Raw genomic sequence first — 18,343 nt, forward strand, 5'->3', positions numbered from 1 at the left:
ATTTTGACTTTTCGGATTTTCGGCTTATCTTTGTGCGCTCTTAAAACGATAAGGGTACTTGTTCGGGGTGTAGCGCAGTCCGGTTAGCGCGCCAGCTTCGGGAGTTGGAGGTCGCTGGTTCGAATCCAGTCTCCCCGACAAAAGAAAAACCTTTGCTCAGGCAAAGGTTTTTTGTTTTTATACATAGTCGAGCCTGTATATACCGGCAATCTCACGAACATTTACACACGGCAAACGGATTTTTTCCGTATATTTGGACAATGACCCGCAAACCGACACTCATACTCCGCTTCTACCGCTCGACGATGTTCTTCTTCTGCGCAGCGGTGAGCATAGCGTTGGCATGGGTCGCCAAGCGACACGGGGCACAGATCGTTCCGGCGCTGCTACTGGGAAAAATCCTGATCTATCCGCTTTACCTCTATGTGTGGATCGTGCCGCGCTATTCGAACGAATTCCATTACTACCTCAACCTGGGCATCCGCCGCCGTATCCTGTTGGGCGTAAACTGTGCGGTGGATTTCCTGCTGTGTTACCTGTTGTTGAAATGTTCCGTCGCCCTGCTGTATGCCGCCCACTGAAAAACATATCCTCGAAATCGACTCCGTAGAGTTGGCATTCGGCGAACGGAAGATTCTTTCGGGAGTTTACCTGCTCGTCGAAACAGGCGGCGTGACGGCTGTGCTCGGGCGCAACGGATGCGGAAAAAGCTGCCTGATGAAGATTCTTTCGGGGGCACTGAAAGCGGGATTTTGCTCGATGCGCATCGACGGAAAATGGCACAGGCGGTTTACCGAAAAGGAGGTTCGCTACCTTCCGCAACATCCGTTCATTCCCGGATGGCTGCGGCTGGAACGCGTGCTCGGCGATTTCGGACTGCAAAGGGAAGAACTGGAACGGTGGTTTCCGGAGTTTATTCCCCTGCGCGGAACCCGCATCAGGGAGTTATCGGGCGGGGAACAGCGGATTCTGGAATGTTTCATCATCCTGCGCAGCCCGGCCCGGTTCGTCCTGCTCGACGAGCCGTTCTCGCAGATTGCACCCCTGCACGTTGCAACGCTCCAAACACTCATTCGGCAGGAAAAGGCGACGAAAGGGATTTTGCTCACCGACCACATGTACCGCCACGTAACCGGGATTGCCGACCGGATGTACGTGATGGCCGACGGGCAGGCCTATCCGTGCGAAAACGACGAAGACCTGATACGCCGGGGCTACCTGAACCACCTCTGAGCGGTCAGAGCCGGTGGTAATGGCAGTAGAGCAATTCGCCGTCGTCGCCGCGCAGGTGCATGCCGCCGCCCTGGCAGTAGCGGAACATGCCGCAATCGGCGCATTCGCCCTTGCGGGCCCATTCACGGTCGCGGAAGGGTTCGAAACGATGCTGCCACACGTCCCAGAATTTATCCCGGTAGATATTGCCCTGGTGGTAGTTGGCACGGATCGAGGTACAGCCCGAAATGGCTCCGTCGACGCGGATCGAGGCCACCGAGACGCCTGCGGCGCATTGGTAGAACTGGTCGCGGACCTCGGCCTCGTAACCGCCCAGGAAACCCTCGCAGGCATAGCTGGCGTCGATGAGGCTCTCCTGGCGGGTTCGGCGGATAAACTCCAGCAGTTCCCGGAACTGGGCGTCGGTCATTCGCAGCGAAAGATCGTTCCGGGCCCGCCCCATCGGGAAGATCGAGAAAAGCCGCCAGTGGCGCACTCCCTCCGAAATAAGCATATCACGGAAAGCCTCCAGTTGCGGGATCATCGCCCCGGTCACACAGGTCACCACGTCGCAGGAGAGCGACGGTTCGCGGACGACGAGCCGCACGGCATCCAGCGCCCGGTCGTAACTGCGGGGATTGCAGCGGATGTAGTTATGTTCGCGTTCGAAACCGTCGAGGCTTACCGATACGGATTTCAGGCCTGCATCCAGCAGACGCCCGAACCGCTCCGGGGTCAGGGCCAGGCCGTTGGTCACCATGCCCCAAGGATAGCCGCGGCGCGTGACCTCGGCGCCGGCCTCTTCGAGGTCCCCGCGAACCAGCACTTCGCCGCCCGAGAAGATAATCAGCACATCGGCGGGATCGACGTGAGGCGTAACCTCCTCGTCGAGCACCTTCAGGAAGTCGGCCAGCGGCATGTCCGCAACGCCGGGGTCCACGCGGCAGTCGCTGCCGCAATGGCGGCACGAAAGGTTGCAGCGCAGCGTACACTCCCAAAAGAGCGTATCGAGGCGGTGCTCACGCACCTTCGAAGCATAAAGATCGGAAAAAATATTGAGGGCAAGTCGCTTGCGAAGCCCCAGCCGGCGGGACGGCATGGCTTATTTTTTGCCGGAGGAAGGGTCCTCTTCCCGGGGACGTTCGGCCACGGGAGGCAACGTATCGGGGCGCTCCAGGCGTTTGAGCCGTTCCGCCCGGGCGCTGTCCTGCCTGGGCGCAGGCACACCATACATCACAACCACACGGCGGGGAAAATCGGAGGTCCCCTTCACAGCCGTCGTGTCGGCGTCCTTGGGTTGGCGGGTCTCCTCTTTAGGGGCGTTTTTCACCGATGTACAGGCCGTAGAGAATCCCAAAAGGGCTGCCAGTGCAAGTTTGATTTTCCTGTTCATATACGCGATGCGGTTTTACATTCGCCAGGCAAGACGGCGCCGAATCGATCCGACGATGCCGGAACGCAGCTTGCCCGAGCCGAAGTTTATCTCCGGCAAATATAAGAATTTTCCGTTAAAGACAAAAAAACATGCCAAAAAGTTTTGAAAGCCAGTGATTTTTACTTTACTTTGCCGAACACATTAACACTTTAATTCTCTATTTTTATGACAGGTAAGGTAAAATGGTTCGATGGCAAGAAAGGCTACGGATTCATTACAGCGGAGAACGGAAAAGAGATTTTCGTACACTTCTCGGGCATCGCTAAGGACGGTTTCAAGTCACTCAACGAAGGTCAGGCAGTCGAGTTCGAAGTTGGCACCGGAGCCAAAGGCGAACAGGCTATTAACGTAAATGTAGTTGAGTAAATACGCAAACTATATTACAGAGATCAAAAAGGAGGCTACCTCGACGAGGAGGCCTCCTTTTTTCTTGCCCGTTTGAAAAATAAATCGTACTTTTGGGCGTCCGAAACCGAAAAAAAGGTTCTCAAAACATAAAAATTCAAATCATGAAAGAAGCAATCGCAATTCTGACCGGCGGCGGACCGGCCCCCGGCATGAATACAGTAGTGGGCAGCGTCGCCAAAACGTTCCTGCGCCAGGGCTATCGCGTCATCGGCCTTCACGAAGGCTACACGGGCCTGTTCAACCCCTCGCCCCGCACCGTAGACATCGACTACCCGATGGCCGACGGCATCTTCAACCAGGGCGGTTCGTTCCTGCAGATGAGCCGTTTCAAACCCAAGGATACGGATTTCGAAAACAACTTCAACCTCAAGTTCTTCACCGACAACAACGTGAAACTGCTCGTTACCGTCGGCGGCGACGACACGGCTTCGACCGCGAACCGCATCGCCAAGTTCCTGGAGGCCAAACAATACCCCATCGCCAACATCCACGTTCCGAAGACCATCGACAACGACCTGCCGCTTCCGAAGGGCGCGCCGACGTTCGGTTACGAATCGGCCAAGGACAAGGGCGCCGTTATCGCCCGCGCGGTCTACGTCGACGCACGCACGAGCGGCAACTGGTTCGTACTGGCTGCCATGGGCCGCTCGGCAGGCCACCTGGCATTCGGCATCGGCGAGGCATGCCACTACCCGATGATCGTCATTCCGGAGATGTTCGACAAGACGGAGATCACCGTCGAGAAGATCGTCAACCTCGTGATTTCGTCGATCATCAAGCGTAAGATCATGGGCATGGACTACGGCGCCGCCGTCATTTCCGAAGGCGTGTTCCACGCACTGTCGGACGAGGAGATCCGCAAGAGCGGCATCCACTTCACCTACGACGACCACGGGCATCCCGAGTTGGGCAAGGTGTCGAAGGCGCACATCTTCAACGAGATGATCGAGATGAAGCTCAAGGAACTGGGCCTCAAGGTCAAGAGCCGTCCGGTGGAACTGGGCTACGAGATTCGCTGCCAGACCCCGATCGCCTACGACCTCACCTACTGCTCGGAGCTGGGTATCGGCGTCCACAAGCTCTTCGCCGAAGGCAAAACGGGCTGCATGGTTTACGTGGATTCGGAGGGCAACGTGTCGCCGCTCTACCTCAAGGACCTGCAGGACCCCACGACGGGCAAGATTCCGCCCCGTCTGGTGGACATCAAGTCGGACAAGTTCACCTCGGTGGTGGAGACGATTCTCAACGCCATCACCCCGGCCGACTACGAAGCGGCAAAGGCATACGTGCCCAATCCCGAGGAGTATGACTTCCACAAGATCCTGAACTGGAAATAATCCGTCAATGATCCGATAAAATTCCCGGAAGGCTTACTGCTTCCCGGGAATTTTTCTATATTTATAAATCACTCAAGCATCTGAACCCATCATGAAGCAAACCCAGGAACCCGTGTTCGAGCCGATGCCCGAAACACCCCGGGAGCAGGAGTCCCCGGCCCCCGAATCCAACGCCGCCGACCGGCAGGCGGCAGAACTCTCCGAAGCCCGAAAAAACATGACCGCCGGCCTGCTGTGGTGCGGAGGCGGCCTTGCCGTGAGCTTCCTCACCTATTTCCTCGCCTCACAGGGCGGAGGGCGTTATTTCATCGCCACGGGCGCCATCATCTGGGGTTTCATCCAGGCCTGCCGGGGACTTTTCACGTGGTTGAAGATCAAATACCGGAACGGAGAATACACCGCATTCTGGCGCATGCTGGGGGCCGCTGTCTGTACGGTCGTAGCGTTGGGATGGCTGTATACCTTCTCGACGCGTTTGACGGGCGGCGAAGAGGTTGCCTATCTGGATACCGAGCAGACATACGTCTGTGTAGACGCCGGCATACGTTATACGGTTCCGGCAGGCTATACCCCGATCGAAAAAACGGTGAACCCCGAAACCCCGACCTCCTACGCAAACTACCGGATGAGCACATGGAACGATGAAATCGGATTCATGATCGAAGGGGTTCCCGGCTTCATTCCTGCCGAAATCACCTCTATCGCCGACATCCGGGACTACTGCGCAAAACGGGATTCGGCCTATTACGACAAGGAGATCATCGCACCGACACGGCTTATCACCGTCGGCGGACGCGAAATGCTTTGCAGCGAAGGGCGCAGCGAGGAATATCCGGCCCAAATCTATACGGCTTACGATTTGATGAACGGACGAACGCTTATCAGCGTCCTGTTCTTCTACGACGAATCGGCATACGGCAAAACCGCGACCCGCCTACGGATCGAGAAACTGCTCGGAAGACTCGATTTGTTCGAAGTACAACAACCGCAAACGGCAGCGGCTGCCGAATAACACGAAAGACGGGCTTCGGCCCGTCTTTTTTTCAGAACAGCGTCGGAGCGGGAACAGGCAGGCAGGGAGCCTCCGGACGGAGGTTGACAACCTCCAGGCCACGGCGCAAGGCACGGCGAACGGTGTAGTGCGTACCGCCGGACGAGCCGTCGTACCAGGCTACAAGCACCCGGGCATTGTCGGTGAGGTAATTGTTACGGACGGCATAGCAGCCCCGGTGGTAAACCGGGGAGAGCACCACGGTTTCGGCCGCAGCGGCCAGCACGCTCCGGAAACGTTCGCGGTCGGCCGGGGAGAAGCGATTTTCCTGCCCGTGGAACGGAACTGCGGCGACGAGCCGCACACCGTCGCGCTGACGACCGAGTTCCAGCACGGCTTCGGCGGCGGCGAGGTCGAAACCCACGGCCATACCACTCAGGAAAGTGCGGAATCCCCGGTCGTACAACGCCTCCAACATCCGCCGCAGGGCATCGGAAGCCTCGCCGCAATAGGTGCGGTGGCCGGTGAAGGCGACGGATATGCGGGAATCGGCAATCATACGTTCAAAGGTAAGGCTTTGGCCCGGACTTTGCAAGTTCAAATGCTGAATTTAAACTTTCAGCAACTATGAAAAACACAGGAATTGCCATCGTATCGCTCGTGGGCGGCATGATCATCGGTTCGGCCCTCACAATGCTTTTCACGCCCCAGTCGGGCCCTGAACTGCGTCAGAAAATCAAAGACTCGATCGACGACGAGATCGACAAGGTGAAAGGCAAACTCAGCCGGGTGGAGGAGCAGATCGAGGAAGCCCGCTGCAAATGCGACGAGAAATGACCCGCACTACACAGTGTAACGATGGAGAATAAACCTTCCGGCGGCCGTTTTGTGACCGCACTGCTGTTCTTCGTAACGACTGCGGCCATAGCCATCCTGCTGCTGCTCACGGCACTGGTCATCTGGCTTTCGGCCGTAACAGGCTCGTTCATCGCCTCGGCGCTGATCGTAGGCGGTTTTTTCGCCGTCCTCGCAATCGTCATATACCTGTCGGCGATACGCGATGCCGTGGAACAAATCCGCCGGCAGGCCGAAACGGTTTACGAGGTGGCACGTGCAGCGCAAACAGGTTACGAATGGGTCGCCGGAAAGGTTTCTCTCTTTCTAAAGCTCCGCGAGGAGTTACAGAAAAAATGAAAAATGCCGATGCAAGAAAATGCACCGGCATTTTTCAGGCCTTCCGCGAAGGGTTGCGCCGCCATCTCCGCACGGGCCTCTCGAACTTGCACCGAACCGCGTTTCCGATTTCAGCGGTTCGTGTTTCGGCCTAACGTAATCCGGCCTAACGTAATCCGGCCCGGACGAAAAATACAAACGTATTCCCGTTCGGGCCGGACATGTCAGGGCAAAAAAGCCCTGTAAAATCGAAAACTACTTAAAGTAGCGTTTGTAGAGCCCTTCGAAGCCCTTGCCGTGGCGAGCTTCGTCCTTGGCCATCTCGTGTACGGTATCGTGCACGGCGTCGAGGTTCTCCTCCTTGGCCATACGGGCCAGGCGCATTTTGTCCTCGCAGGCGCCGCACTCGGCGTTCATACGCTTTTCGAGGTTGGTTTTGGTGTCCCAAACCACCTCGCCGATCAGCTCGGCGAACTTCGAGGCGTGCTCGGCCTCTTCCCACGCGTAACGCTTGTAGGCCTCGGCGATCTCGGGATACCCCTCGCGGTCGGCCTGACGGCTCATCGCCAGATACATGCCCACCTCGGTGCATTCGCCCATGAAATGATTCTGGAGACCTTCCCAGAGTTCTTTGCTGGCGCCCTTGCCGTCGCCGATCTTGTGTACCGTTACGAAATCCAGGTCGCCCTCGGCCTCAATGAGTTCTACGAACTTCTCTTTGCCGACTTTGCACATCGGGCACTGATCGGGAGCCTCGGGACCTTCGTGAATGTAACCGCATACGGTACAACGCCATTTCTTTGCCATAATCTTTCAAATGTTTAGTGTGTGATGTATTCTGTTTGTAGTGCAAAGATAGCAATTCAGGACGAAGCCCGTATAGATTTCCGATTGTCTTTTCTGATGGCCCGATAAGAAACGCTTATACCCCGGTGCAGAACCGGACAGGGAGCGTATAAACCGCCCGCCGCCCCTAAAGCCCGTCTCCCAGACGGGTCAGGCGTGGCGGTCGATCACCTCCTCGATGTAGGATACATCGGTCGAATCCTTCACCAGCACGCGTTTGTCGCGGTCCAGCAGGTACATCGCCGGAATAGCCCCCAGGTCGTAGAGGCTCTTTTCGCGCATGACACATCCCTTGTCATAGGCATTGATCCACGATGCCGGGATATGGTCGCGGTAGTCGCGCCACTCCCGGAGGTCCTCGTCGGGATAGAGCGCCAGCACCTTGAGCTGTCCCCGTTCGATCATCATCGAAAGCATCGGCGACGAAGTGATGGCTTCGCGGATTTCGCGGCACATCGGGCAGCCGGGATTATTGATGAACAGCAATACATATTCGGCTTTCACACCGTAAAGCGTCCCCGAAGCCCCCGAAGCGAGCGTATAGCGGAAATCGTTGGCGGGCTGCCCGAGACGGTTCTGCATGGCCATGTTCAGGTCGTACTGCGGGGCAATGCGCTCGTATTCGTCGTAAAAAGGGCTGGCAAGCTGCGCCCGAAGCACGGGGATGTAGAATTCGTCGTTGCGCAGCGGCGAGTTGGGGTCGTGCAGCACCTGATCGGCAAGCATCGCGAAATAGTCGAGCATCTGCTTCGACGACGAGGCCCGGTGCATCAGCGAATCCATCGGAGCCGAATCAGCCGGCCGGTCGGAAATCAACGCGATATAGCGGGCGTAGGCTTCGACCATCTGCACGGTGTCGGCAAGGGAGACGAAAAGCGTATCGGCGAAATCGAAGCGGTCCCAGTAGTGCCAGCGGAGGTAGTCGCGCTGCTCTTCCGGGGAGAGGCCCGAGGGGGCGATGGCCGGAAGGAAGACTCGCGGGCGGGACGCGGTGGTCTCGGTCTGCTGCGGGGAGGCGTTCCGGCGGCGGCCGCACGAGGCGACACACAGGGCCGCCAGCAGGAGGATCAGGATGCGTTGCATAAGTATCGTATTTAGGCGCAGAGACACTCCGCGTCGGGAAAAGCCGACTGTGGTCTTCGCCATTCTTTCTTTGGCAAATATAGTTTTTTTCCGGCAAGAATCAAGTGTCTCGACCCCCGAAATAAAGGTTCAAACCCGATTTGCACGGTAGTTGTAACATCCCAAAGCGTCAAAAAACCAAATTAATTCATTATGGATGTAAAGAAAACTACCACAAGTACCGGGTTCAAATTGAGTGTCATGACACTCGCAATTATGAACGTGACTGCCGTAGTGAGTTTGCGCGGACTGCCTGCGGAGGCGGTATACGGACTTTCGTCGGCATTCTATTACCTGTTTGCAGCCATCGTGTTCCTCATCCCGACGGCCATGGTCGCCGCCGAGCTGGCAGCAATGTTCTCCGACAAACAGGGCGGCGTTTTCCGCTGGGTGGGCGAAGCCTACGGCGCACGCACGGGATTCCTCGCAATCTGGCTGCAATGGATCGAGTCGACGATCTGGTATCCGACGGTGCTGACCTTCGGAGCCGTGTCGATCGCATTCATCGGCATGAACGATACGCACGACGCAGCGCTGGCCTCGAACAAGGTCTTCACGCTCTGCATGGTGCTGGCCATCTACTGGATCGCCACGTTCATCGCACTGAAAGGACTGGGATGGGTCGGAAAGATCAGTAAATGGGGCGGTATGATCGGTACGATCATTCCCGCGGGCCTGCTGATCATCCTCGGCATCATCTACATTTCGACCGGCGGACACAACCATATGGATATGTCGCAGGGCTTTTTCCCCGACCTGTCCAAATTCGACAACCTCGTACTGGCCAGCAGTATCTTCCTCTTCTATGCGGGTATGGAGATGATGGGTATACACGTCATGGACGTGAAAAACCCATCGCGAAACTACCCAAAGGCCATCATCATCGGTTCGCTCGTAACGGTCTGCATCTTCGTGCTGGGTACGTTCTCGCTGGGATTCATCATTCCCGCCAAGGACATCAGCCTCACGCAGTCGCTGCTCGTGGGCTTCGACAACTACTTCCACTACCTCCACATTTCGTGGGCCGGACCGATCATCGCCATCGCCCTGATGTTCGGCGTGCTGGCAGGCGTGCTCACCTGGGTGGCAGGTCCCTCGAAGGGTATCTTTGCCGTGGGTAAGGCCGGTTACCTGCCCCCGTTCTTCCAGAAAACCAACAAAAACGGCGTGCAGAAAAACATCCTGCTGATCCAGGGCTGTGTCGTAACACTGCTGGCACTGCTGTTCGTCGTGATGCCTTCGGTACAGTCGTTCTACCAGATTCTCTCGCAGTTGACCGTACTGCTGTACCTGATCATGTACATGCTGATGTTCTCGGCAGCCATCGTGCTGCGCTACAAGATGAAGGGCACGGCACGTCCGTTCCGCCTGGGCAAAGGCAACGGCCTGATGTGGTTCCTCGGATGCCTCGGCTTCTGCGGCGCATTGCTGGCCTTCATCCTGAGCTTCGTGCCGCCCAGCCAGATCGCAACGGGCAGCAACACCGTCTGGTTCTCGGTGCTGATCATCGGCTGCGTGGTAGTCGTAGGCGCCCCGTTCGTCATCTACGCGATGCGCAAGCCGTCGTGGAAAGACCCTCAGGCGGCCGCCGACTTCGCCCCCTTCCATTGGGAAACGCAGGCCAAGGTCGCAGCTCCCGCAGCGGCAACAACCGCTCCGACGCAGAACCCGTCTTCAGCCAATAACAACCAATCAACGAAATAAGTAAATCATGATCCAGAAAATCGACAAACAAGCGGTTCAGGAGGCCATCCAGATGGCTTATGACCGCTGCAAAAGCGAAACCGGCGGCAAAAACGCCGACTATATACCCTACCTGGCCAACGTACCGTCGAACCTCTTCGGCGTCGCAGCCTGCCTGCCCGACGGCGACGTAGTAGCCGTAGGCGACGTGGACTACAAATTCGGTATCGAATCGGTATCGAAGGTCCCCACGGCAATCCTCGCCATGAACCAGTACAGCGGACAGGAGATTCTCGACAAGATCGGCGCCGACGCCACGGGACTCCCCTTCAACTCGATCATGGCCATCCTGCTGGAAAATGACCATCCCTCGACGCCGCTCGTAAACGCCGGAGCCATTTCGGCCTGCTCGATGGTCAAGCCCGTGGGCGACAGCGACGGCAAATGGAAATCCATCATTTCGTTCATCGCCGACCTGGCGGGTTCGGACGTGGAGGTGATCGACGAACTCTACAAGTCGGAGACGGCTACCAATTTCAACAACAAGTCGATCGCGTGGCTGCTGAAGAACTACAACCGCATCTACGACGATCCCGACATGGCGCTGGACATCTACACGCGCCAATGCTCGATCGGCATTACGGCCAAGCAGTTGGCCACGATGGCCGCGACGATCGCCAACAGCGGCGTGAATCCGGTGACGAAAAAGTCTGTATTCAAACCGGAACTCACGCCCAAAATCGCTTCGATGATGGCGACCGTGGGATTCTACGAGCACACGGGCGACTGGCTCTTTACGACGGGACTGCCCGCCAAAACGGGTGTCGGCGGCGGTATCATGGGCGTCGTGCCGGGCGTGATGGGCGTTGCGGCGTTCGCTCCCCCGCTGGATGGAGCCGGGAACTCGGTAAAAGCCCAGAAAGCGCTGGCCTACATCGCCGGACACCTCAACCTCAACATCTTCGGCACGACGCGCTGCGTGATGGCCGGAAAAGAGGCCGTGAAGGCATAAGAATCCGCGGGACAACCCGCAAACGAAAAGGGACGCATTCCATCGCGGAATGCGTCCCTTTTTTTCGGGTCCGTGCAAGCGTCAGAAACGATACCGGGCTCCGACCAGCAGACAACCCGACGTACCGATACCGGCTTCGGCATAAGCCGCGATGCGGCCTCCGACCTCGACGCCGACAGGCGAGACCTGGAAGGCGAAGAGCGTCGATTTTTCGCTCTGGCCGTCAACCTTGGCCTTGGAGAACGCAGCGCCTGCACCGAGCCGCGAATAGAAGGAGACGACTTTCAGATTCAGCCAGTTCCACTTCACGTTGGGCAGCAGCGACCAGTAACGGTTCTTGATCTCCGAACCGACACGTTTGACCTCCTGCGTGTTCGAGGAATAGACAACCTGCGCTCCGAGGCGCAGGCTGCCGATCAGGCGGAAACTGTACCCCACCGTAACGGCGCCCCATCCTTTGAGGTCGGTATCCGAGCCCGAGAAAACCCCGGTCAGGATGTTGCTGTACGAATCAATCCAGTCGGTGACGGGAGCGACACCGTAGGAGACGGAAACCTCGCTGCGGCGCGATCCCTGGGCAAGAGCGGGCACAGCCATCAGTACGACGACTGCAACCATCAGCATTTTTCGGATCATAATTTTCTGTTTTTGGTTTTACAACGACGAATATAACAAAAATCACGCAATGAAACCAATCCGGTCAACCGACAGTAACGCACAGGCGGCAAAAAAGGGAAGGTTCATCACGAACCCTCCCCTCTTCAAACGGGCCGGAACCCGGCTCAATTCTCCTGCTCGACGGCCTTGAACAACGCGACATCCTCCGTCGTGGAGTTCATCACGTAGGTATAGGCCTCCGAAATCTTGCTTTCGGCGAGTTTGCAGAAAATACGTGCCGAAGCGGCATAATCCTCCACCTCGCAGGCCTGGCGGGCCAGCAGATAGGTGATGATGATATGACCGGCGGTCTCGACCAGACGGCGGGCATGGAAATCCTTGAATCCGCAGACCTCCTTGTCCCCGGCCTCGACGCGGGCCTGCATCTCCGAGAACTTCACGGTCAGCTCCTTGAGCTTCGTGACAACGGGACACATCGCCTCGGTGTAGCTCTCGGCGGCGTAACGCTCGATCTGCTCCAGGAACGTGCCCTTCGTCACGGCGTTGATGGCCGCTACGACCTGCAACTGCGAGGTTCCCTCGTAGATATTCATGATGCGCGCATCGCGGTAGAGACGCTCGCAGGGATAATCCTTCATGAAGCCCGAACCGCCGTGAATCTGGATCGCATCGTAAGCCAGTTGGTTGGCGTACTCCGACGAGAACAGTTTCACAAGCGGGGTGAAACCGTCGGCAAGGCGGTTGTAGAACTTCATCTCCTGGCGCTCCTCCGATTCGAGCGAACGCTCCTGTGCGATGTGGCCGTACTGCTTGTAGACCTCGACGAAGCGGGCGGTTTCGTACAACAGCGCACGCACGCCCTGCACTTTGGCCTTCATGTTCGAAAGCATCTCCGAAACGGCAGCGAACTGGATAATGGGTTTGCCGAACTGGGCGCGCTCGTGGGCGTATTTCAACGCTTCGCGGTAAGCGGCCTCGCACGTGCCGACCGACTGCGCGCCGATACCCAGGCGGGCGGCATTCATCAGCGACATCACATACTTGATAAGACCCATCTTCCGGTCGCCGACCAACTGCGCCGGGGCGTTCGTGAAGACCAGTTCGCACGTCGGCGATCCCTTGATGCCGAGTTTATTCTCGATACGGCGCACCTTCACGCCGCCGTCACGCTTGTCATAGACCAGCATCGAGAGGCCGCGGGCGTCGGTCGTACCCTCTTCGGTACGCGCCAGCACGAGCGAAACCTCGCCGTCGCCGTTGGTGATGAAACGCTTCACGCCGTTCAGCAGCCACGTCTGCTTCTCCTCCGACCAGGTAGCCTTCAGCATCACGGCGCCGAGGTCCGAACCGGCATCCGGCTCCGTAAGGTCCATGGCGCAGGTAGCTCCGGCCGAAACCCACGGCAGGTATTTCTGCTTGATCTCCTCCGAGGCGAATTCGTTGAGCGTCTCGGCACAGTCCTGCAAGCCCCAGATGTTCTCGAAGCTAGCATCGGCGCGGGCCACCATCTCGTTGGCCATCACGAAGCAGATGAGCGGGAAGTTCAGGCCGTCGTATTTACGCGGAAGCGTCATGCCGCTCAGGCCCGCATCGACGACCGCTTTCATGTTCACCACCGTACCCGAAGCATACTCCACATGATCGTTGACCACACGCGGGCCTTCGTGGTCCACGCCCTCGGCGTTGGGTGCGATCACCTCGCCGCAGACCTCACCGGCGATCTCCAGCACGCGGCGGTAGTTGTCCATCGCATCGTCGAAATCCTGCGGTGCGTAGTCGTAGAGGTCCTTCTCCGCGAAACCGCGCTCTTTCAGCTCCACGATCTTGCGCATCAACGGATGCTGGAGGTGGAACTGCAAATCCTTATTATCTGAAAAGAAATTAGCCATTACTTCGAGTTTTGTTTGTAGTACTTAATCATCTTGGGGATAATCTCATTGACATCGCCCGTGATGGCGTAGTCGGCGATCTTGTTGATCGGGGCTTCGGGGTCGTTGTTGATCGAAATGACCATCGACGACTGATCCATGCCGGCCGTGTGCTGGATCTGGCCCGAAATGCCGCAGGCGATGTACAGTTTCGGACGTACCGTGACACCCGTCTGGCCTACCTGGCGGGCATGCTCCGTAAAGCCTGCGTCGACAGCGGCACGGCTGGCGCCCACTTCGCCGCCCAGGACATCGGCCAACTCGTGCACGAGTTTGAAGTTCTCCTTCGAACCCATGCCGTAACCGCCGGCGACGATGATGCCTGCACCCTTGATGTCGATCTTGCGCTCTTCGATCTGGCGCTCGATGATCTTCACGGCGAGGTCCGTATCCTTGACGAATTTCTTCCAGTCGATCGCCTTCACCTCACCCGCGCCGGGTTTGGCTGCATACTCCTTGCGCATCACACCCTCGCGGACGGTAGCCATCTGCGGACGGTGGTCGGGATTGACGATCGTAGCGATGATGTTGCCGCCGAAAGCGGGACGAATCTGGTAGAGGAGATTCTTATACTCCTGGCCCGTCTTGGCATCCTTATGGTCGCCGATTTCGAGCTGCGTACAGTCGGCCGTAAGGCCGCTGTGCAGCGCCGACGATACGCGCGGAGCGAAGTCGCGGCCCACGGGCGTAGCGCCGAACAAGGCGATCTGGGGTTTCTCCTGCTCGATCAGCCCGCACAGGACAGCCGTATGGGGCAGTGTGCGGAACGGGGCGAAGAGTTCGTCATCGGCCGTCCAGACGGTGTCGGCCCCGTATTTGGCCAACTCCTTTTCGATGCCTGCGAGGTTGTGGCCCAGCACAACAGCGTCGAGTTTAACCCCGAGCGTCGTGGCCAGTTCGCGGCCTTTGGTAAGCAGTTCGAGACTCACGTCGGCGACCTTGCCGCCCTCCATCTCGATATATACGAATATATTGTTCATCTCAAAAAAACGCATTAACCGAGCGTATGGCTCGCGATGAGTTCAACCATAAGGGAATTGATGTCGTTGTCGGCAGCGGTGAGTTTCTTGGCCTCCTTCGCTGCAAAAACCACGTTCTCGATCTTTTTGACCTTCGTGGGCGAGCCCGTAAGGCCGAGCTGCGACGGATCGGGATCGACATCGGCGGCAGCCCACTCCACGATGCGGAGGTACTCCTTCGCGGCGGCGCGCTGTGCGGCGGGCGATTCGGGCGCTGCGGCGATCTCCGAGCCGGCGAGAGCTCCCTTGTACTTCATCACGCGGCGGGCGTTGCGCGGGCGGCACTCGGCAGCCGAGGCATTGACCGTAACGACCGAAGGAATCGGGCATTCGACAACCTCCGTACCATGCTCCAGGCGGCGCTTGATAACCAGCGCACCCTCCTTGACTTCGAGAATCTCCTCGGCATAGGTCACCTGCGGAAGACCGAGTTTCTCGGCAACCTGCGGACCTACCTGCGCCGTGTCGCCGTCGATGGCCTGGCGGCCTGCGAAGATCACGTCGGGAGCGATTTTCTTCATCGCACACGAAAGGGCGTAAGAGGTAGCCAGCGTATCCGAACCGGCAAATTCACGGCCCGAGAGCAGGTAACCGCCGTCGGCGCCGCGGAACATCGCGTCGCGGATAACGTCGGCGGCACGCTGCGGACCCATCGTGAGGATATGGACCGTAGAACCTTCGACGCGGTCCTTCAACTGCAGGGCAGCTTCCAGCGCATTGAGGTCCTCGGGATTGAAGATGGCCGGAAGCGCGGCGCGGTTGACCGTCCCTTCGGGCGTCATCGCGTCCTTGCCCACGTTGCGGGTATCGGGAACCTGCTTGGCCAAGACAACAATTTTAAGTGGTTTTTTCATATAAGTTAAATGTTACAATTAAGTTTTCTGTTACATTTCCGCCATACGGCACGATCGCGGCATTCGGCCGCGGCAGGAATTTCGGTTGGAATACGGACGGGGATAACGCAAAAACGCATCCCGAACCACTCCTTTCAGGTCGGGATGCGATGCTAGCGAACGATGGTTTCGCCGCGGTCGGGGCCTACGGAAATAATCTTTACAGGTACGCCCGTCTGCCGCTCGATAAACTCCACATAGCGTTTAAACGCCTCGGGGAACTCTTCGTAGCGGGTGAATCGGCGCAGGTCGCACTTCCAGCCTTCGAACTCGGTGTAGACCGGTTTCAAGTCGTCGGTGATCTCGTAGGGGAACTCCGAAGTGCTGCGGCCGCCGATCTCGTAGGCCGTAGCCACCTTGATCGTATCGAAATCGTTCATCACGTCGGACTTCATCATGATCAGCTGCGTCACGCCGTTGATCATGATCGAATATTTCAGGGCTACCATGTCCAGCCATCCGCAGCGGCGCTTGCGCCCCGTGACGGCTCCGAACTCATGGCCGATGCTGCACAGCCTGTCGCCCGTCTCGTCGAACAGCTCCGTGGGGAACGGTCCGCTGCCCACGCGCGTGCAATAGGCCTTGAAGATGCCGAAGACCTCGCCGATACGGTTGGGGGCGATGCCCAGTCCGGTGCAGACGCCCGCGCAGACGGTATTCGAAGAGGTGACGAACGGATAGGAACCGAAATCCACGTCCAAAAGCGTACCCTGGGCGCCTTCGGCCAGGATCGACTTGTTCTGCGAGAGGCAGTCGTTGACGAAATATTCGCTGTCGATGATGTGGAAACGGCGGAGATATTTCACGGCCTCGAACCACTGTTTTTCCAGTTCGGTGATGTCGTATCGGTAGTCGAGGCTTTTGAGAATCTTCTCGTGACGCGCCTTGGCGGCAGCATAGATGCTCTCGAAGTCGGCGCTCAGCAGGTCGCCGACGCGCATGCCGTTGCGGCTTACCTTATCGGTATAGGTGGGGCCGATGCCCTTGCCCGTAGTACCGATCTTGGCGCTGCCCTTCGCAGCCTCGTACGCAGCGTCGAGAATGCGGTGCGTAGGCAGAATCAGGTGGGCTTTTTTCGAAATGCAGAGTTGCTTGGTGAGGTCATGACCGCTGGCGGCCAGCGCTTCGGCTTCCTCGCGGAAGAGGATTGCGTCGATCACCACGCCGTTGCCGATGATGTTGGTCTTGCCGCCCTGGAAAATGCCCGAAGGGATCGAGCGGAGCACGTATTTCTCGCCGTTGAATTCCAAGGTGTGACCGGCATTGGGACCGCCCTGGAAACGGGCTACCACCTCATAGCGGGGCGTCAGCACGTCCACAACCTTCCCTTTGCCCTCGTCACCCCATTGCAGGCCGAGGATAACGTCAACTTTTTTCATTGTATCCGGTTCTGTTTTATGTTTGCAAAAGACATTTTTTGCATTCAAAGGTACGAATTATTATCCGAAACGCCCAAAGCCCCGCACAGACTTTTCAACAAATTATAAAGAAAAACGGTTTGAAAAGGAAAGCGTTTTGTCGAAAAAGGGGAAATAATGCGAACCCGGGACCGGGGAAACGGAAGGCCGGTCCACCGTGCCGGGGCCGATCTCAGTCCCGGACGATTTCGGTCCGCCCGTCGAACGAGACGCCCTGTGCGGCGAGGCAGCGGACAGTCGCCAGGTCGGGATTGCTCCGCACATCGGCACGCAACGCCGAGGCGCAGGCCGTCAGGTCGAGCGTCCCCGCGAGGGCATTGTCCGAACAGTCGAGCGACGCCAGCGAAGCATTCGACTGCAAATCGAGGCGCGGCAGGCGGTTGCCGCTGCAATTCAGGTCCGTAAGGCCGCGCAAGCCGTTCACGTCGAGCGACACGAGGTCGTTGTCCGAACAGTCGAGCCGTTCGAGGCGCGTCATCGTCACATCCAACTGCGAGAGCGTATTGCCCCGGCAATCGAGCCGCTCGAGGCGCGTGAACTCCTTCAGGTCGGAAAGCGACGCAATGCCCCGCTCCGAACAGTCCATGCGCAGGACGCGCTGCGCCTCGTAGCGCGAAATGCGTCCGTCGCCGTCGACATCGAACGCTCCGAGGCAGTAAGTCTCGAAGGCCTTGTCGTAGAATGTCAGGTAGATGTATTTGTTCTTCTCGTCGCGCTCGTCTTCGGCAAGGCCGCAGGCCGTGCCGAGCAGAACAAGCAGGGCGGGAAGGGCGCGAATCATAGGCTGTGTCAGATATTCACGTCGTCGTCGGAATTATCCGCCCCGTCCGAATTGTCGTCGTCGCTCTGGATGTCGTCGGCGCCCTTGATTTCGTCGTCGTAATAGTCCTTCTCGTCGTCTTCGTGCGAATTGTCGTCGACCTTTACATCGACCTTTACCATATACGCTATTTCATCCGTATCATAGGGTACGGCATAGAAAAAATCACCGTTGGGCTTGTCGACACGAATCATCGCATCGGTGAATCCCAGCGGATATTTTGCCTTGACAGCCTCCTGCAACTCGGGGCTGAGGTTATGAAAACTGGTAGCGATATGCTTCTTCACGATATTCTGTTTAGTCATGTTAGTGTCTCGAAATTTTTTGCAATTATAAGCAAAATTTGAATATCGCACCCCATCTGCAATTATTTTTTGCATTTTTTTTGAATTTACGCCAAATTAACTCCTTCTTAAAGACAAAATATG

21 protein-coding genes and 1 tRNA gene are annotated in these 18,343 nt (G+C 57.6%); 10 read left to right on the forward strand and 12 right to left on the reverse strand.

Annotation, left to right across the window (positions count from 1 at the left end; genetic code table 11):
- Window positions 1-63: 63 nt before the first annotated feature.
- The 3 genes from I2E69_RS08550 to I2E69_RS08560 all read left to right on the forward strand — a co-directional run bounded on the left by I2E69_RS08550 (window position 64) and on the right by I2E69_RS08560 (window position 1,233).
- A tRNA-Pro gene (locus tag I2E69_RS08550) sits at window positions 64-138 on the forward strand.
- Window positions 139-260: 122 nt separating this feature from the next.
- Entirely contained in the window at window positions 261-581 is a 321-nt protein-coding gene (locus I2E69_RS08555; RefSeq protein WP_195460775.1) for a hypothetical protein, read from the forward strand.
- On the forward strand, window positions 568-1,233 hold the full coding sequence (locus I2E69_RS08560) for an ATP-binding cassette domain-containing protein (RefSeq protein ID WP_195460777.1): 666 nt from the start codon (window positions 568-570) through the stop codon (window positions 1,231-1,233). Before I2E69_RS08555 ends, I2E69_RS08560 begins: the two co-directional genes overlap by 14 nt.
- Window positions 1,234-1,237: 4 nt before the next feature.
- Here the strand turns inward: I2E69_RS08560 and I2E69_RS08565 are convergent, their stop codons facing one another.
- The gene (locus I2E69_RS08565; protein WP_195460779.1) at window positions 1,238-2,311 is read right to left on the reverse strand and encodes a TIGR04133 family radical SAM/SPASM protein; all 1,074 of its coding nucleotides are present in this window, start codon (window positions 2,309-2,311) and stop codon (window positions 1,238-1,240) included.
- Window positions 2,312-2,314: 3 nt separating this feature from the next.
- On the reverse strand, window positions 2,315-2,605 hold the full coding sequence (locus I2E69_RS08570) for a hypothetical protein (RefSeq protein WP_195460781.1): 291 nt from the start codon (window positions 2,603-2,605) through the stop codon (window positions 2,315-2,317).
- A 207-nt stretch (window positions 2,606-2,812) separates the two neighbouring features.
- Here I2E69_RS08570 and I2E69_RS08575 point away from each other — a divergent pair, with 207 nt between their 5' ends.
- From I2E69_RS08575 to I2E69_RS08585, 3 genes are all read left to right on the forward strand, one after another.
- Window positions 2,813-3,013 carry a cold-shock protein gene (locus I2E69_RS08575; RefSeq protein WP_195460783.1) on the forward strand — a complete coding sequence of 67 codons (201 nt, stop codon included), beginning with the start codon at window positions 2,813-2,815 and terminating at the stop codon, window positions 3,011-3,013.
- A 143-nt stretch (window positions 3,014-3,156) separates the two neighbouring features.
- Window positions 3,157-4,392 (forward strand): 6-phosphofructokinase, encoded by a 1,236-nt coding sequence (locus I2E69_RS08580; protein WP_195460784.1) that lies wholly within the window; start codon window positions 3,157-3,159, stop codon window positions 4,390-4,392.
- Window positions 4,393-4,483: 91 nt separating this feature from the next.
- Complete coding sequence (locus I2E69_RS08585; RefSeq protein ID WP_195460785.1) at window positions 4,484-5,404, forward strand: hypothetical protein; 921 nt, start codon at window positions 4,484-4,486, stop codon at window positions 5,402-5,404.
- 31 nt (window positions 5,405-5,435) lie between these two features.
- Here the strand turns inward: I2E69_RS08585 and I2E69_RS08590 are convergent, their stop codons facing one another.
- Window positions 5,436-5,942: an SLOG family protein gene (locus I2E69_RS08590; protein ID WP_195460786.1), complete on the reverse strand. Its 507-nt coding sequence runs from the start codon at window positions 5,940-5,942 to the stop codon at window positions 5,436-5,438.
- Window positions 5,943-6,010: 68 nt separating this feature from the next.
- Between I2E69_RS08590 and I2E69_RS08595 the strand changes: the two genes are divergently transcribed.
- Both I2E69_RS08595 and I2E69_RS08600 read left to right on the forward strand, forming a co-directional pair.
- The gene (locus I2E69_RS08595; protein WP_195460787.1) at window positions 6,011-6,220 is read left to right on the forward strand and encodes a YtxH domain-containing protein; all 210 of its coding nucleotides are present in this window, start codon (window positions 6,011-6,013) and stop codon (window positions 6,218-6,220) included.
- 21 nt (window positions 6,221-6,241) lie between these two features.
- Window positions 6,242-6,577 (forward strand): hypothetical protein, encoded by a 336-nt coding sequence (locus I2E69_RS08600; protein ID WP_195460788.1) that lies wholly within the window; start codon window positions 6,242-6,244, stop codon window positions 6,575-6,577.
- 234 nt (window positions 6,578-6,811) lie between these two features.
- Here the strand turns inward: I2E69_RS08600 and I2E69_RS08605 are convergent, their stop codons facing one another.
- Both I2E69_RS08605 and I2E69_RS08610 read right to left on the reverse strand, forming a co-directional pair.
- Window positions 6,812-7,363: an NADH peroxidase gene (locus tag I2E69_RS08605; RefSeq protein WP_195460789.1), complete on the reverse strand. Its 552-nt coding sequence runs from the start codon at window positions 7,361-7,363 to the stop codon at window positions 6,812-6,814.
- A 189-nt stretch (window positions 7,364-7,552) separates the two neighbouring features.
- Window positions 7,553-8,485 (reverse strand): DUF5106 domain-containing protein, encoded by a 933-nt coding sequence (locus I2E69_RS08610; RefSeq protein WP_195460790.1) that lies wholly within the window; start codon window positions 8,483-8,485, stop codon window positions 7,553-7,555.
- Window positions 8,486-8,677: 192 nt separating this feature from the next.
- Here I2E69_RS08610 and gadC point away from each other — a divergent pair, with 192 nt between their 5' ends.
- A complete protein-coding gene (gene gadC, locus I2E69_RS08615) occupies window positions 8,678-10,228 on the forward strand; it encodes a putative glutamine/gamma-aminobutyrate antiporter GadC (RefSeq protein WP_353885380.1) in 1,551 nt (516 codons plus the stop codon).
- Between the two features lie 7 nt (window positions 10,229-10,235).
- The gene (glsA, locus tag I2E69_RS08620) at window positions 10,236-11,219 is read left to right on the forward strand and encodes a glutaminase A (protein ID WP_195460792.1); all 984 of its coding nucleotides are present in this window, start codon (window positions 10,236-10,238) and stop codon (window positions 11,217-11,219) included.
- A gap of 81 nt (window positions 11,220-11,300) precedes the next feature.
- Here the strand turns inward: glsA and I2E69_RS08625 are convergent, their stop codons facing one another.
- The 7 genes from I2E69_RS08625 to I2E69_RS08655 all read right to left on the reverse strand — a co-directional run bounded on the left by I2E69_RS08625 (window position 11,301) and on the right by I2E69_RS08655 (window position 18,220).
- Window positions 11,301-11,855: an outer membrane beta-barrel protein gene (locus I2E69_RS08625; RefSeq protein WP_195460793.1), complete on the reverse strand. Its 555-nt coding sequence runs from the start codon at window positions 11,853-11,855 to the stop codon at window positions 11,301-11,303.
- Between the two features lie 146 nt (window positions 11,856-12,001).
- On the reverse strand, window positions 12,002-13,726 hold the full coding sequence (locus tag I2E69_RS08630; protein WP_195460794.1) for an acyl-CoA dehydrogenase family protein: 1,725 nt from the start codon (window positions 13,724-13,726) through the stop codon (window positions 12,002-12,004).
- Window positions 13,726-14,745 carry an electron transfer flavoprotein subunit alpha/FixB family protein gene (locus tag I2E69_RS08635; protein ID WP_195460795.1) on the reverse strand — a complete coding sequence of 340 codons (1,020 nt, stop codon included), beginning with the start codon at window positions 14,743-14,745 and terminating at the stop codon, window positions 13,726-13,728. Before I2E69_RS08635 ends, I2E69_RS08630 begins: the two co-directional genes overlap by 1 nt.
- Before the next feature lie 14 nt (window positions 14,746-14,759).
- Window positions 14,760-15,638 (reverse strand): electron transfer flavoprotein subunit beta/FixA family protein, encoded by an 879-nt coding sequence (locus tag I2E69_RS08640; protein WP_195460796.1) that lies wholly within the window; start codon window positions 15,636-15,638, stop codon window positions 14,760-14,762.
- A gap of 152 nt (window positions 15,639-15,790) precedes the next feature.
- On the reverse strand, window positions 15,791-17,056 hold the full coding sequence (locus tag I2E69_RS08645) for an adenylosuccinate synthase (RefSeq protein ID WP_195460797.1): 1,266 nt from the start codon (window positions 17,054-17,056) through the stop codon (window positions 15,791-15,793).
- A gap of 211 nt (window positions 17,057-17,267) precedes the next feature.
- Window positions 17,268-17,876: a leucine-rich repeat domain-containing protein gene (locus I2E69_RS08650; protein WP_195460798.1), complete on the reverse strand. Its 609-nt coding sequence runs from the start codon at window positions 17,874-17,876 to the stop codon at window positions 17,268-17,270.
- 8 nt (window positions 17,877-17,884) lie between these two features.
- Complete coding sequence (locus tag I2E69_RS08655) at window positions 17,885-18,220, reverse strand: hypothetical protein (RefSeq protein ID WP_195460799.1); 336 nt, start codon at window positions 18,218-18,220, stop codon at window positions 17,885-17,887.
- Between the last annotated feature and the right edge of the window lie 123 nt (window positions 18,221-18,343).

Source organism: Alistipes sp. D31t1_170403_E11, from assembly GCF_015553985.1.
Lineage (GTDB): Bacteria > Bacteroidota > Bacteroidia > Bacteroidales > Rikenellaceae > Alistipes > Alistipes montrealensis.